This window comes from Sphaerobacter sp. (genome assembly GCF_019683595.1).
In the GTDB taxonomy this organism is placed as follows: domain Bacteria; phylum Chloroflexota; class Chloroflexia; order Thermomicrobiales; family Thermomicrobiaceae; genus Sphaerobacter.
In genome coordinates, this window is the sequence record NZ_JADGHZ010000086.1 from 1 (window position 1) to 14714 (window position 14714).

The 14714-nt window shown below is 69.2% G+C and carries 14 protein-coding genes; 12 read left to right on the forward strand and 2 right to left on the reverse strand.

Annotated features, from left to right (window positions below; translation table 11 throughout):
• The first annotated feature begins 87 nt into the window (after nt 1-87).
• The 9 genes from IRZ30_RS10305 to IRZ30_RS10345 all read left to right on the forward strand — a co-directional run bounded on the left by IRZ30_RS10305 (nt 88) and on the right by IRZ30_RS10345 (nt 9459).
• Nucleotides 88-747: a cytochrome C gene (locus IRZ30_RS10305; RefSeq protein WP_294084954.1), complete on the forward strand. Its 660-nt coding sequence runs from the start codon at nt 88-90 to the stop codon at nt 745-747.
• Nucleotides 734-3127 carry a nitrous oxide reductase family maturation protein NosD gene (nosD, locus tag IRZ30_RS10310; RefSeq protein WP_294084957.1) on the forward strand — a complete coding sequence of 798 codons (2394 nt, stop codon included), beginning with the start codon at nt 734-736 and terminating at the stop codon, nt 3125-3127. The genes IRZ30_RS10305 and nosD overlap by 14 nt, the downstream gene beginning before the upstream one ends.
• Nucleotides 3109-3939 (forward strand): ABC transporter permease subunit, encoded by an 831-nt coding sequence (locus IRZ30_RS10315; protein WP_294084959.1) that lies wholly within the window; start codon nt 3109-3111, stop codon nt 3937-3939. The genes nosD and IRZ30_RS10315 overlap by 19 nt, the downstream gene beginning before the upstream one ends.
• Nucleotides 3939-4397 (forward strand): nitrous oxide reductase accessory protein NosL, encoded by a 459-nt coding sequence (locus IRZ30_RS10320; RefSeq protein ID WP_294084960.1) that lies wholly within the window; start codon nt 3939-3941, stop codon nt 4395-4397. Before IRZ30_RS10315 ends, IRZ30_RS10320 begins: the two co-directional genes overlap by 1 nt.
• A 111-nt stretch (nt 4398-4508) precedes the next feature.
• Nucleotides 4509-5747 (forward strand): gephyrin-like molybdotransferase Glp, encoded by a 1239-nt coding sequence (gene glp / locus IRZ30_RS10325; RefSeq protein ID WP_294084961.1) that lies wholly within the window; start codon nt 4509-4511, stop codon nt 5745-5747.
• The gene (locus tag IRZ30_RS10330) at nt 5744-6229 is read left to right on the forward strand and encodes a hypothetical protein (RefSeq protein WP_294084962.1); all 486 of its coding nucleotides are present in this window, start codon (nt 5744-5746) and stop codon (nt 6227-6229) included. Before glp ends, IRZ30_RS10330 begins: the two co-directional genes overlap by 4 nt.
• The gene (locus IRZ30_RS10335) at nt 6219-6644 is read left to right on the forward strand and encodes a hypothetical protein (protein WP_294084963.1); all 426 of its coding nucleotides are present in this window, start codon (nt 6219-6221) and stop codon (nt 6642-6644) included. The genes IRZ30_RS10330 and IRZ30_RS10335 overlap by 11 nt, the downstream gene beginning before the upstream one ends.
• Nucleotides 6645-6686: 42 nt before the next feature.
• Nucleotides 6687-8654 (forward strand): S9 family peptidase, encoded by a 1968-nt coding sequence (locus tag IRZ30_RS10340; RefSeq protein WP_294084964.1) that lies wholly within the window; start codon nt 6687-6689, stop codon nt 8652-8654.
• 214 nt (nt 8655-8868) lie between these two features.
• Complete coding sequence (locus IRZ30_RS10345; protein ID WP_294084965.1) at nt 8869-9459, forward strand: phosphate-starvation-inducible PsiE family protein; 591 nt, start codon at nt 8869-8871, stop codon at nt 9457-9459.
• 200 nt (nt 9460-9659) lie between these two features.
• Here IRZ30_RS10345 and IRZ30_RS10350 read toward each other — a convergent pair whose 3' ends face one another.
• Nucleotides 9660-11024 (reverse strand): M20/M25/M40 family metallo-hydrolase, encoded by a 1365-nt coding sequence (locus IRZ30_RS10350; RefSeq protein ID WP_294084966.1) that lies wholly within the window; start codon nt 11022-11024, stop codon nt 9660-9662.
• Nucleotides 11025-11268: 244 nt separating this feature from the next.
• On the opposite strand from IRZ30_RS10350, the gene IRZ30_RS10355 reads away from it, so the two are divergent.
• Together IRZ30_RS10355 and IRZ30_RS10360 are read left to right on the forward strand one after the other, a co-directional pair.
• Entirely contained in the window at nt 11269-12024 is a 756-nt protein-coding gene (locus IRZ30_RS10355) for a CBS domain-containing protein (protein WP_294084968.1), read from the forward strand.
• Between the two features lie 68 nt (nt 12025-12092).
• Nucleotides 12093-12443 carry a cupin domain-containing protein gene (locus IRZ30_RS10360; protein ID WP_294084970.1) on the forward strand — a complete coding sequence of 117 codons (351 nt, stop codon included), beginning with the start codon at nt 12093-12095 and terminating at the stop codon, nt 12441-12443.
• Nucleotides 12444-13012: 569 nt separating this feature from the next.
• On the opposite strand, the gene IRZ30_RS10365 is transcribed toward IRZ30_RS10360, so the two are convergent.
• Nucleotides 13013-13711: a MoaD family protein gene (locus IRZ30_RS10365; RefSeq protein WP_294084972.1), complete on the reverse strand. Its 699-nt coding sequence runs from the start codon at nt 13709-13711 to the stop codon at nt 13013-13015.
• A 181-nt stretch (nt 13712-13892) separates the two neighbouring features.
• On the opposite strand from IRZ30_RS10365, the gene IRZ30_RS10370 reads away from it, so the two are divergent.
• Nucleotides 13893-14612, forward strand: a complete 720-nt coding sequence (locus tag IRZ30_RS10370; RefSeq protein ID WP_294084973.1) for a hypothetical protein — start codon at nt 13893-13895, stop codon at nt 14610-14612.
• Nucleotides 14613-14714: the final 102 nt, after the last annotated feature.

A 14714-nucleotide genomic window follows, 5' to 3' on the forward strand; every position in this document is an offset into this window, starting at 1 on the left:
CCGGGGCGGCGCCCGCCTGGGGGGGGGGGGGGGGGGGGGGGGTTTTTTCCCCCCCCCCCCCCACCCCGGCCGGGGAAGGACGGAGCGATGGTCTCCTCGGAGCAGGCAACGAGTCGAGCGTTCGGCAGCACGGTGGCGCGGAGCAGGGAGCGCACCGGGGCCCGGCGGGTGACGCTGCGCCAGATGCTCCCGCTGGGTCTCCTGATCCTCGCCGCGGCGCTGCTGATCGGCTCGATCTTCCTCCCGTACTGGGAGGTGGGACTGCGTGCGCCACAGTACCCCGAGGGGCTGACGGTGGTGGCCTACGTTTCCCACCTCGGCGGCGATGTCCGCGAAGTCGACGGGCTGAACCACTACATCGGCATGATGGCTCTGAACGACGCCGCAAAGCTGGAGCGGCAGATCTCCCGCTACGCGATCGTCGCCGTGGCGGTGCTGGCGGTCGGGTCGTTCTGGCTGCGAGGCCGGTGGAAGTGGCTACTGGTTCTCCCGGCGATCCTCTTCCCGATCATCTTCGCGGTGGATCTGGCAGCCTGGCTCTACTACGCGGGCCACACGCTCGACCCGCACGCGCCGCTCAGCAGCTCGATCAAGCCCTTCACCCCTCCGGTGATGGGCGAGGGCAAGATCGGCCAGTTCTCAACCGTCTCTCGGTTCCTGGTCGGGTTCTACGCGGCGGTGCTCGGGGCGGTCCTCGCTGTGGTGGCGACCGTCCTCTCGCGGAGATGGGACCATGGCCGCACCTAACCGCGCGCGCTGGCTGGCCGCCGTTGCCGTTGCCCTCCTGCTGGTGGGCCCGTCCCTCGTGGTTCCGCGCAGTGTCAGCGCCGCCGTGCCGGAAATCGTCGTCTGCCCCGACTGCGGTGTGCGAACCATCAGTGAGGCGCTGGCTCAGGCCCCGGTAGGCGCGCGGGTGATCGTGCGGGCGGGCACCTACGCCGAGCAGGTGGTCATCGACCGGCCCGTGACCCTGGTGGGCGAGGGGCAGCCGGTGATTCAGGGGAACGGCCACGGCACTGTGGTCACCATCACCGCGCCCGACGTGACGATCGAAGGGTTCACCGTCCGCGGCAGCGGCACCGACCTCAACCGGGAGGACAGCGGCATCCTCGCCACCACGGGCCCGGTGGTGGTCGCGAACAACCGGGTCGAGGATGCGCTCTTCGGGATCTACCTCAAGAGCGCGCACGGCAGCGTCGTGCGGGACAACGTGGTGCTGGCCAAGCCGCTCCCGATCGCGCTGCGCGGCGACGGCATCCGCATCTGGTACAGCAACAACACCACGATCGAGCGCAACGTGGCGCGCGACGGCCGCGACGTGATCCTCTGGTTCTCGCACGACGGCGTCGTGCGCGACAACCAGTTTGATCGCAACCGCTACGGGTTGCACCTGATGTACAGCGACCGCGCCACCATCGAGCGCAACTCTCTGCGAGCCAACGCGGTCGGGCTGTACGTGATGTACAGCCGCGAGGTCGTGGTGACCGGGAACCTGATGAACGACAACCACGGCCCGAGCGGGATGGGGCTGGGGATCAAGGGAAGCGACGACGTCGTCGTCGAGGGGAACCGGATGGTGTCGAATCGCATCGGGGCCCAGATCGACGAGTCGGCGCGGGAGATGACGTCGAGCGTCGTCATCCGGGGCAACGTCTTCGCCTACAACGGCATCGGGATCGGCTTCCTGCCCAGCGCACAGCGGAACACGGTCACCGGCAACGACTTCATCGACAACATCGAGCAGGTCGGCATCCTGGGTGGCGGCAGCCTGCGGGACATCACCTGGAGCGAGGACGGACGGGGCAACTACTGGAGCGACTACGTCGGCTACGACGCCGACGGGGACGGTATCGGCGACGTGCCCTACCGCAGCCAGCGGCTGTTTGAGTCGCTGATCGACCGGAACGAGGCGCTGCGGCTCTTCCAGTTCAGCCCGGCCGAGACGGCGATCGACTTTGCCGCCCGGGCGTTCCCGGAGGTCCGGCCGCAGGTGAAGCTCGAAGACGCGGCGCCGCTGATGCGGCCGGTGATGCCGGAGGGTCTGCCCCCGGTCGAGAACGGGCTGAGCGCGCAAGCACGGGTGGTGACCGGTGCCGCCGGGGTGGCGGTCGCCATTGGAGGGATCGTCATGATCGGAGCGCTTCGGCGGCGGCGGGCGGTCGCCACCGCACAACCTGCGCCCACCGTGGCCGGCGCGGTGGCGGCCGGAGTGCCGGTGCTGGCTCACGCCACGAACGGGGCCGTTCCCCCGGCCGCGGTGGCGGTGCGCGGCCTAACCAAGCGGTACGGCCGCGTGGCGGCGGTGGACGGGATCGACTTCGACGTGCGCGGCGGGGAGGCGATTGCGCTCTGGGGGCCGAACGGCGCGGGCAAGACGACCATCCTACGCTGCTTGCTCGGTATCGCCCGTTTTGAGGGCGAGGTCCGGGTGGCGGGTCTCGACCCGCGACGCGACGGGCGGGCGACCCGGCGGCGCATCGGCTTCGTGCCGCAGGAACTCCCGATCCCGGGAATGACGGTCGGTGAGTTCGCGCACTTCATCGCCGGCCTGAAGGGCGTGCCGCCCAGCGCTGCGCTCGAGCGGCTGGAGCAGCTCGGCATCGGCGACCAGATGGCGAAGGAGGTCGGTGCGCTCTCCGGCGGGATGCGGCAGCGGCTGGCTTTGGGGCTGGCACTCATCGGCGACCCGTCGCTGTTGCTGCTCGACGAGCCGACGGCCAATCTCGATGCGCGCGGTCGAGCGGAGTTGCTGGAACTGCTGCGGGGGCTCAAACGCCAGGGGATGACGATGATCTTCTCGTCCCACCGGCCGGAGGACGTGCTGATGCTGGCCGACCGGATCCTCCTGATCGAGCAGGGTGCCCTGCACGGGGAGATCACCCCCGAGCAGTTCCTGGAACGGCTGGAGCGGGACGCGCGGCTGGTCCTTCACCTGGCGGAGGGGGAAGCCGCCGCGGCGCTCGCGGCGCTCGACCGGCTCGGCTACCAGGCCACGGCGCGGGGCGACGTGGTCGAGGTCGTCCTGGGCGGCCAGCCGAAGGGCCGCGTGGTTGGGGCGCTGGCGCGGGCCGGCGTGGCGATTGAGGACTTCGAGATGGAGCGGGGATCATGGACCGACGCGTCGTGATGGCGATCGCGGTGCGGGAGGCGCGCGGCGGCCTCCGCAACCGCTGGTTCCTGCTCTACGCCGCGGCCTTCGTGGTGCTGATCGTCGCCTTCGCCTGGGTGGCGCTGGCGGGCAGCAACGTGGCCGGGCAGGCTGGTTTCGGCCGGACCGCGGCCGGGCTGCTCAACCTGCTGCTGCTGATGGTGCCGCTGATCGGCCTCACCATCGGCGCGCAGACGCTGGTAGCCGAGCGGCAGGACCGCACCCTGGACTACCTGCTGGCGCAGCCGGTGTCGACCGCCGAAGTCTTCGTCGGGAAGTACCTGGGCGCGGCCGGGCTGCTGGCGCTGATCCTCGCCATCGGCTTCGGCTGGGCGGGAGCCGCGCTGGCGCTCCGGGGCGCAGGGGGCAGCCTGGGCAGCTTCGGGGTGCTGATCATCCTCACCACGTTGCTGGCGCTGGGGATGCTCAGCGTCGGCTACCTCGTCTCTAGCGTGACACGCCAGACCTCGGCGGCGCTCGGCATCGCGGTGACCCTCTGGCTGGTCCTGGTGATCCTCGGCGACCTGGGGCTGATGGGGAGCGCGCTCGTGATGGGGCTGCGGCCCGACTCGCTCCTGGCGCTGACGCTGGCGAACCCGCTCGACACCTACAAGCTGGTCAGCGTGCAGATCCTCCAGACCTCGCTCGAAGTCCTCGGCCCCGCGGGGGTGTACGCGATCGACCGCTTCGGCGAGCGGCTGACGCCCGTGCTCCTGGCCATCGAGGCGGTCTGGGTCGTGCTCCCGCTGCCGATCGGCTACTGGCTCTTCAAGCGAACGGACGTGCACTGATGCGCCGCCTGCACTGGCTCGTGTTGCTGCTCCTGGGCAGCGTGCTGCTCGTGGGGTGCGGCGGGAACGACCCCGACAAACCGCCCGAGATCGCCTACGGCCGCGACACCTGTGCCCGCTGCGGCATGATCATCTCCGAGGAGCGCCATGCCGCCGGACTGGTGGACGCGAGCGGGAAGCAGGACGTGTTCGACGATGCCGGGGAGATGGTCGCCTTCGTCCAGGAGCATGGCCTGGGCGATCGGCGCGTCTGGGTGCACGATTTCGACAGCCAGGAGTGGATCGACGGCACGACCGCCTTCTACGTCGCCAGCCCTGACGCGACGACCCCGATGGGAACCGGCCTGGTGGCCTTCGCCACGCGCGAGAGCGCGGAAGCGTACAGCCGTGACCACGCGGGCACGGTCATGACCTGGGATGAAGTCCTGAGCTCCTGGACCCCGCCGATGGACCACTGAATCGACGACCAAGCCTCTCCCACTGTTCCGCACGCGCCCGGCGCGCCCGCGCCGGGCGCGTGCTAAGATACGGCCGGTTGATGCTCCCGCATCTGGAGGAGGTCTGGTCTGATGCCGACGGGCGATCGCCTGCTGCCGCCGCATGAGGCGCTCGAAATCATCCTGCGCCATGTGCGGCCACTGCCGGTCGAGCAAGTGCCGCTTGAGGAGGCCGGGGACCGTGTGCTGGCCGAGCCGCTGATCGCCGACCGGGACCTGCCGCCCTTCCCGGCTGCCACGATGGATGGCTTCGCCGTGATCGCGGGAGACGTCTCGCCCTGGCGGGAGATCATCGGCGAGCAGTTTGCCGGTTCCCAGACCTCGGTTGAGGTGACGCCGGGCACGGCCGTTCGCATCACCACCGGTGCGCCGCTGCCGCCCGGTGCGGATGCGGTGGTGCCGGTCGAGAACACCGAGTTGCGCGACGACCACGTGGTCATCCACCAGGAGCACGTCGAGGTCGGAGAGAACGTGCGGCCGGTAGGCGCGGACCTGCGGAAGGATCAGGTGCTCGTCGAGGCGGGGACACCGATCGGCCCGGCCGAGATCGGGCTGCTCGCAAGCCTGGGCCAGGTGGACGTGCCGGTCTTCCGGAGGCCGCGGGTGAGCGTGCTGTCGACCGGGGATGAGTTGGTCGACCCGTCCGAGGAGCCGGGACCGGGGCAGATCCGCGACTCCAACCGCTTCTCGCTCGTGGTCGCTGCCCGACGCGCCGGAGCGGACGTAGTGTGGTCCGGGCGCGCGCCGGACGACCCGGCGGCGCTCCGTCGCCTGCTGGAAGAGCGGATCGCGGACAGCGATATCGTCCTGACGTCCGGGGGCGTGTCGGTCGGGGAGAAGGACTTCGTCAAGGAGATCCTGGACGACCTGGGCACGGTGCACTTCCGGCGGCTCTTCATGAAGCCGGGAAAGCCGCTGAACTTCGCGACGGTGGGCGACACGCTCGTGTTCGGCCTGCCGGGCAATCCGGTCTCGGCGCTGGTGGGCTTCGAAGTGTTTGTGAACGCCGCGCTGCGGGTGATGGCCGGGCGGCGCGACGTCCAGCCCCGGCCGGTGCCGGTGGTGCTGACCCATGATGTCCCGAGCGGCGACCGCCTGGAGTTCCAGCGCGGCCTGGTGTGGGCCGATGAATCGGGCGTCCTGCACGCGCGGAACACCGGTCCCCAGGCGTCGGCACGGCTCCTCTCCCTGGTGGGCGCCAACGCGTTCATCCTCATTCCGCCGCGTGAGACTCCGTACCGCGCGGGCGAGCGGGTGATGGCGGTCATCCGCGGGCCGATCGGACCAGCACCGGAGTCGCCGGCCGAATGAGCCGCACCGACCGCCTCCTCCTGGGCACACTGGTGCTGGTGGCGGTGCTGACGGCGGTGAACATCCTCCCCGGCGTCGCGGGCTGGAATCGTTCCTGGCGGGCGTTCCAATCGCTGGGGCTGCAATTGGAGGCGGTTCGGGTCCGTCCAGACCGGCACGGGCTGGAAGTGGATCTGCTCCTCTGGAACGACTCCGACGTGCCGGTACGCGTCATCGACATCACCGCAGCCATCCAGGCAAATGGGCATTCGGTGGCGGCCGGGCGGCTCACGCTCGACGGGCTGACGCTGCTTGGTGGCGAGCGCCACTCCCAGGTGGTTGTCGGCGAGGTGTACGGGAACACGCAGCAGACGTTCGAGGAGCAGATCAGCGACCCCTCGGTCGAGTGGACGGTGAGCGGCCAGATGCGGGTGGCGGTTCAGAGCGGGGACGAGGCCGAGGAGGCCATCATCCCGTTCCGAGGCGTGGTCGATGGTCCGTGAGGTGGCAAGCTCGCGCGGTCGCTGGCGGGCCGCTGTAGAGGTCTTGCTGGCGGGGTGGGTGCTCTGCGCGCTCTACGCCTCGGCGGCCAGCAGTATCGGCCCGGGCGCGCTGCTGCGGCTGCCCTACTGGCTGACGGCGTTGGGGGACGTCGGGGTCGGGGTGATCCTGGCGCTGCTGGTGGTCGAACTGCGGAGGGTGCTGATCGCGGCGGCGCTCGCGGCCGGCGCGGCGGCGGTCTTCTACTGGCTGCTGCTGGCGGCGCCCGCGCTGGTAGCGCCGGACTTCGCGGCGCGCCTGACGAACCATGCGTCGATCCAGATGGTGCCGGTCTTCTTCCTCTCGCTCTTCCTGGCTCTGATCGGCGCGCTGGTCGGGACGCTGGTCAATACCGCGGCGCGCGGGTATGAGTTGTGATGCCGGACCGAGCCGAGTACGACGCTCGTGGAGGAGGGAAGGGTGCAGAAACGACCGATCCGGGCTGACGACCTGTTCCGCATTGCGATGGTCAGCGACCCCCAGGTCTCGCCCGACGGGACACAGGTGGCCTTCGTTGTCACCCGGATGTACCGCAAGGAAAACTGCTACCGGAGCGGGATCTGGACCGTGCCGGTTTCCGGCGGGGAGCCGCGGCCACTGACCGCCGGGACGGCGCGCGACAGCACGCCTCGTTGGTCGCCGGATGGGCGCTGGCTGGCCTTCCTCTCCACCCGCGGTGGGGACAAGCCCCAGCTCTGGTGCATGCCGGCCGACGGCGGGGAGGCGCGGCAACTCACCAACCTCCCCGAGGGGGTCGAGCAGCCGGTCTGGTCGCCGCGCGGTGATGCGCTGGCGTTCGTCAGCAAGGTCGGACCGGAGAAACGGTCCGATTCGGACGTGCGCGTGATCCGCACGATTCGCTACCGCTTCGACGGCGAAGGGTTCCTCGACGACAAGTACCGCCAGATCTGGGTCGTCCCCTTCGACCCGAGCGACCCGTCCATCCCTGAGGCCCGGCAGATCACCGAGGGACCGTACGAGCATCGCGACCCGGCATGGTCGCCGACCGGCCACGAAATCGCCTTCACCGCGGCGCGCCACCCGGATTGGGAGCTCGGCAACCTCCACGACATCTGGGCCGTCTCACCCGCAGGTGGGCCGCCGCGGAAGATCACCTGCGCGCCGGGTGCCTGGTCCGAACCGGTCTGGTCACCGGATGGGACGACCATCGCCCTGCTCGGTCCAAGCGATTATCGCCGCGCCGACCACGCGAACGTCCTGGTGTGGACGGTGCCTGCCGGAGGCGGCGCGCCGGTTCCGCGCACGGCCGCGCTCGATCGCTCCGCCGGGGATACCACCCTGGGCGACATCCCGCGATTCTCCTCCTCGCCGGTGGCCTGGGACAGCCGTGGAGAGGCGATCCACTTCCTGGCCAGCGATCACGGCAATACGCATCTCTTCCGCGTCTCACTGGCGGACAACCGAATCGAGCGGGTGATCGGCGGGCAGCGCCGGGTCGGCATGGTAGTGCCGTTGCCGGGCGATGCCGGATTTGTCTTCGCCGCCTCAACCCCGACGAGCCCGGGCGAGATCTATGTTTGCGGACCGGACGGCGGCAACGAGCGGCAGTTGACAGACGTGAACCGCGAGTGGCTGGCGGAGGTCGAACTGTCGGAGCCGGAGGAGATCTGGGCGACCAGTCCCGACGGCACACGAATCCAGGGCTGGCTGCTGCGCCCGCCCGGTGCTTGGCCCGGGGTGCGTTACCCGATGATCCTGGAAATCCACGGCGGGCCGCACCTCCAGTACGGCAACGGGTTCATGCATGAGTTCCAGATGCTGGCAGGGCTGGGCTACGCGGTGCTCTACAGCAACCCGCGGGGTGGCACGGGTTACGGCGAGGAGTTTGCGGCCAAGCTGCACGCGGGGTGGGGCGAGGCCGACATGCCGGACCTGATGGCCATCGTCGACGAGGCGATCCGCCGGGGCGGGATCGACGAGCAGCGGCTCGGCGTGACCGGCGGGTCGTACGGCGGGATCATGACCAACTGGGTCATCGGCCACACCGATCGCTTCAAGGCGGCCGTCACGCAGCGCTGCTGCTCGAACTACGTGAGCATGTACGGCACCGACGACATCAGCTATTTCACCAGCGCGATGTCCTTCGGTGCCGAGGTGTGGGAAGACCCGGAGTTGTACTGGCGCCTGTCGCCGATCACGTACGTCGCGAATATCAAGACGCCGTTGCTCATCATCCACAGCGAGGAAGACTACCGCTGTCCGATCGAGCAGGCCGAGCAGCTCTTCGTGTCGCTCAAGGTGCTGCGACGTCCAGTCGAGTTCGTGCGCTTCCCGAACGAGAGCCACGGCCTGTCGCGCAGTGGGCAGCCGCGGCACCGGCTGGAGCGGCTCGAAGCCATCGCTGGGTGGTTCCAGCGCTGGCTGTAAGGGCAACGATGATCCCGCCGCGCGTTGCATCCCAGTGACAATCTGCCCGGCATGGGCCTCGCGCCCCGGCGGCGGGTGGTAGCATCAGCAGGGAGTCAGGGCGGAGCGCGGCACGGCCGTGCCCCCGCGTTGCGGGTGCTGTGGCGTTCGCCCGACGCACGCTGCTGGCACGAGCTGCGCCAGCCTCCGGCGGAGGCTCCCTGACGAGCAGCCGATGTCGGACGAAGGGACGGTCAACGAGATGACGAAGGAGCCAGACGTCCGGTCTCCTGAGGTGCATACGGCGGCGGTTTCCTTCACCGGGCCGGCTGGGCAGCGGTTCCTCCGCGTCTCCCAGTTCGCGCAGGGGCTGGTCTACAGTCCGACCGCGTTCCTTTTCCTGGCCGCCGCGGTCGTGATGCTTGGCTACAGCGTGGTTGCCTTCGTCGATACGGTCACCGCGACCAGCGGGCCGGAATTTCCGGTGACCATGGTCACGCTCATCAACGACCTCCTCCTGGTGCTGATCATCATGGAGGTGTTGGCGACGGTCCTGTCCTACCTGCGCGAGCAGGCCTTCACCCTCCTGCCCTTCCTGTTCATCGCGGCGATCAGCGCCACGCGGCGGATCCTGGCGGTGGGCGCGGCAATGAGTGTGGAGCAGCTCGAGCCGGAGGAGTTTCGGCAGTCGGTGATCGACCTTGGGGTCAACGCGGGCCTCATTGTCGCGCTCACGTTGGCGCTGTTCCTCCTCAGCCGGACGCGCGTCCGGCTCTGGCGCGAAAGCGACGCTGTGGAGACCACTCCGCCCACGAGCGGCGACTAGCGTTGCCGGTGCGAGGTGGGGACCCCGCCAGGCCCGCCTCCCCCTCCTGTTCTCGTAGACCACAAGCGAGATCGTGAAATTCGGCCCGACCGGCATGCCGGCTGCCCGTCATCAGCCGGTTCCGGGGCACCGGTAGGCTGGTGTGGGTGCCGGCAGCCGGCGTGGGGAGACCCCACCCCGGCTGCCGGCCGCGCTCGGGTTTACGACGCGCCGGCCAAAACCCGGTAGGCCAGCGCCACGTGAAACTTGGTCGCGGCGATGACGCTGTCGATACCGATCGACTCGTTGATGTTGTGCGCACCGGAGCGGGAGGGGTCGTCCGTCGGTGCCGACGGGACGAAGCCGTAGGTGACGTTCCCGAGCGGTCGCACGAAGCGCGAGTCGGTGAAGCCGACCGCGATGCCGGGCACGAAGGTGATGTCGTCGATCCCGATAGCGTCGCGCGTGGCGGCCTCCACCGCCTCCCGGAAGGGTGAGTCGTACGGCGAGGCGTTGCTCACCGCCGTCTCGATCACCTCGAAGCTGACTCCGTCGAGCCCCTCCAGGATGCCCGCCACCTGGCGCCGGACATACTCGACGTCCTGCCACGGCAGGCTGCGCACATCGCAGATGATGGTGCAGGCCTCGGCCACGCTGTTCGACTTCACCCCGGCCTGAATCATGGTGGCGACCAGCGTCATCCGCGAGGCGGCGCGGAGCATTGATGCCAGGTTCGGATTCCGCTTCTCCAACTCGGCGAGCACCTGATCGATGTTCTCGTCGGTCACCGGCTCGGTGATGCCCGCCAGGGTGTCCAGGTGCTGGAAAATCTCTGCCCGGGTCGAGACCTCGGGACGCCAGGCGCGGATGCGGCGGATGACCTCCTCGGCCTTGTAGATGGCGTTGTCGGCGCGCCAGGGTTGGGAGGCGTGCCAGCCCCGGCCACGGATGCGGATGTGGATCTCCAGCCGGCCCTTCTCCCCGGTCGAGATCGGGTAGATCAGCCGACCATCGTGCCGCACCGGGCCGCCGCCGCCTTCGTTGACCGCAAAGTCGGCGCGGAGCACGTCGGGGTGGTGCTTGGCCATCCAGCCGAAGCCGTAGGCACCGCCCGCCTCCTCGTCAGCGCAGGTGGCGTAGGTGAGCGTTCCCCTCAGGGGAATCCCGGCGCGCTTGAGAAGGATCAACGCCATCGCCTGCGCCGCCACGGTGGCCTTCATGTCGGATGCACCGCGGCCCCAGATGCGCCCCTCGGCGATCTCCCCGCTGAACGGCGGGTAGGTCCACTGGTCCGGATCCTCGACCGGCACCACGTCGGTATGCGACATAAAGAGCAGTCGTGGGCCGTTCCCGTCCCCCAGGGTGGCCACGAGATTGCCGCGGTTCTCCGCGGAGGCGTAGATGGTGGAATCGATCCCGTCCGCAGCCAGCTTGTCGCGGAGGAAGGTGGCGGCGGCCATCTCGTCGCCGCTCTCGGGCGTGCCGAAGTTGACGGTCGGGATGCGCACCAGATCCTGCGTGAGGCGGATGACCTCATCCGCCGCGGCGTCGACCATCTCCATGAGCCGGGAGATCTCCGCAGTCATCTCGCTCTTTCCTTTGCTGTTCTCGGGTGGCGCCGAATCGACGCCGCCCTGACCCCACCCCTGACGGTCCCCGCCATGGTAGCCGCGTCCATGCAGCGCCGCAAGGCGTTTGGGCCGACGTCGTGGCGCTCGATCACGGCGAACGTATAGGGAACCCCTGGATGGTACAGGCATTGCGGAGAGCCGGGCAGGCCGCGGTGCCGGGAGGATCCGGCACGACGGACTTTGGAAGGAGTGGTGATCGATGGTGGAAGAGATGCGCGTCTCGGACGTCATCGTCCCCGAGGTGGATACCATTGGACCGGACGAGACGGTGCGCACCGCACGCCGCCGCATGGAAGCGCAGGCAATCCGTTCGCTCATCGTGGTGGACGAAGACCGCCCGGTCGGCGTGATTCAGTGGCGCGACATCATGCGCGACAACGAGGTGCCGGCGGATGCCGCGGTGGCCGACTACATGGTGCGCGAGTTCCCGGTTCTCAACCCGGACCTGTCACTGGTGCAGGCTCGGTCCCAGCTCGGGGAAGAGATTGACTTCGACCGGCTGCCGGTCGTGGACGAGAGCGGGCACCTGATTGGGGAGGTCCCGCGCACCGCGCTCTCGCAGGTCGGCGAGGTGATGGAGTCGGCCCCGGCCGCCGAGGAAGGTGCCTCGACCGAAACGTGGACGACCGTCCGCGAAGAAGAGATGACGGTCACGACGGGGCGAGGTGCCGAGGTGGAGGTCGAGGAGGTGGCGGCGGATGAGGTAGCGTTCCCGACCATCGGCGCGGGCATGGTGGTCAAGGGCGCGAACGGCCGGAAGTTGGGGACGGTCGATCAGGTGATCGTCGACTCAAACGGCGATCTGACGGCATTCACCGTGCAGCATGGCCTCTTCGGTCGCAAGCACAAGCGTATTCCGGCTGACCTGGTCGGGCAGGTTGAGGACGACGCAGTGGTCTTGTCGATCGCCGGCACCGAGTTCAATATGCTTCCCGACGTTGAAGACGAGGGGTGATGACGGCCGTGGCGCGTGGGACGGTCCGCGCGCCCAACGCCCACCCCGCCGGGGAAGGGGAGCGTTGCATGGCGCAGGTGCAGCGATCCGGGGCGACGCGCACACCCTGGGACGGTACCCACCCCGCCAGCGAGGAAGCGATCCTGTCGCGCTTCGCCGCGGAGGGGTTGCGCCCGTACCGCTGGAGCAACGGGCCGGGTGACCGCTACGCGGTGCATTCCCACCCGTACCACAAGGTGATCTACGTGGTCGAAGGATCCATTCGCTTCGACTTGCGGCCCTCCGGCTCGATCGAGCTACACGCGGGCGACCGCCTGGATCTCCCGGCCGGTGTCGAACACAGCGCGGTGGTCGGACCGGAGGGCGTCGTGTGCCTCGAAGGGCATCGCTGGGATGAGCGCGCTCGGGACGGCGCGTAGGTGCGTGCTCGTGGACCGCTGGCATGTGCCCGGGGTTCAAGCCGCCGCGGTGACGCTGGAAGCCGGCAGGGATCGCGGTACGGCTCAGACCCTAATGCGCCGGTCCCGCCGCTCGGCACGTGCCCGGGGCTCATGGAGGTTGACGAATTAGTCGTGTCTACCCGTCAGCCGCCCACGAATCTCCGCGTGTCATCCTGAGCGGAGCCGGGGGCGGCGGCCAGTCGCACCCGGCGCAGCGAAGGATCTCTCCGCTGCGTGGCCGCTCCGATACGAGATCCTTCGCTCCGCCGCCCCGCGCGCCGGCGCCGGCCGGCGCCGCTCAGGATGACAAGGACGAGACCACGGACCGGTACGTGTACCACAGTAATTCGTCAAACTCCATCAGCCCCGGGCTGACAATGAAAAGCCGGCTCAAGCCGGCTGGGGTTTGTGAGCCGGCCGAGTGCTGAGATGATCCCAACGCCGGGCCCACGCCAGGACGCGGGGATCTCCACACCAACCAAGCCAGGAAGAGGCGGACGCCGTGAGTCGGCGTCCGAATGTTTGCCGAATCCGCTCGGTGCCCTGGGTCAATCACGGGGCATGGAGTGGCCGAATTGTTCCTGGTAGGCCGCCTCGCTGCCGATCCAGGTTTCGCCGCCTTCGTAGGCTTCTTTCTTCCAGATGGGGACGATCTCCTTGATGCGGTCGATGGCGTAGCGGCAGGCGTCGAAGGCTTCGGCGCGGTGGGGGGCGGCGACCGCGATGACGACGCTGGGCTCGCCGATCTCGACGCGGCCGATCCGGTGGGTGATGGCGACGCGATCGATACCCCAGCGCTCGCGGATCTCGTCGCCGATCTGCGCCAGGGTCTTCTCGGCTGCGGCGGGGTAGGCGTCGTATTCCAGATAGAGAACCCGGCGGCCGCGCGCGTTGTCGCGCACCGTGCCCTGGAAGGTGACGATCGCCCCGGCGTCCGGCGCGGCGACGGCGGCGGCGACGTCGTCCGGGTCGATCGGCTCTGTGACCACGCGGAACGGCCCGGCGCCTCCCGAGACGGGCGGGATGATGACGAACTCGTCGCCGTCGGAGAGTGGGTGGTCGAGGGGGACGTATTCCTGGTTGACCATCACTCGTGAGTAGGCCCGGAGACGGCCGACGATGGGGTAGTCCTCGGCGAGTCGGTCGAGGAGATCACCGACCGAGGTGCCGGGTGAGAGTACCCGTTCCTCCGCGCTACGCCCGGCTGCCTCGCGCAGCACCGCGAAGTAGCGGATCGTCACACGCATGTCGTTTCCCTCTCCTGGCCACTCCGGCCGGCATCGGCACGGCGTGCGTTGCTCGCTCCTCACGGATTCTAGCACGTGGCCTCGGCAAGCTCGCGCCGTCGGGAACTTGTCCTGGCCGCGGGACGTTAGTCAGGCAGGCGACATAACGGCTGTCGCATGGGGCACATGGAGGAGGCGAGCGGTGGCGATAACGCGGCGCCGCATTGGATTACTCGTTGTGGCGGTCGCGGTCGCAGTGGTGGCGATGCTGCCGATGCGCGCGCTGGCGTGCTCCTGCATCGCGATGACGACCGAGGAGCGGCTTGAACGCGCCGATGTGGTTTTCGTCGGGCGGGTCGAACGGGTCGAACGGCCGATTGGTAAGGTCTTCGGTAGCGCCCGGGTGACGCTGGCCGCGGAAACCGTCTGGAAAGGCCCGTTGCAGACGCACTTCGACGTGGAGGGTGGCAACGGCGTGGGCGACTGCACGGTAGCGTTCGAAGTCGGCGAGCGGTACGTCGTGTTTGCCACCGGTGACCCTGGCAACGTCCTGTACACCAGTGTCTGCGACGGTACGCGACGACTGACCGGCGCCGCGGATCTCGCCGCGCTTGGTCCGGGGACTCCGGTCGCCCCCGATGCGCGGGTCATCCCGGTGAACCCGACCGCTCCTTGGCCTGTCGGCCCGGGCGATGTTGCCGCGGGACATATTATCCGCGACCCAGGGGTCGGGAAGGACGCGCCGTTGCCGACCGACGACGCCGGAGCGGTCGGAGATGTACGGCTAATTGCGGCTGCGCCGGGAGGGTCGCTCTTGTCTCGTGCCGATGCGGGTCTGGCGACCGTCGCGGGTGCGCTGGCACTCGTCACCGTGGGCGGCGGGGCCGGGTGGCTGGTCGTGCGCCGCCGCCGCGCACGCTAAACCGCATCACCGCAGCTCGTGATCAGCGCAAACCAGTGCGGCCCCCCGGGGGGCCCGGGGGGGCCCTGGTGGTCCTGGGCGCGGTGTTTGCCCCAGCGGGGG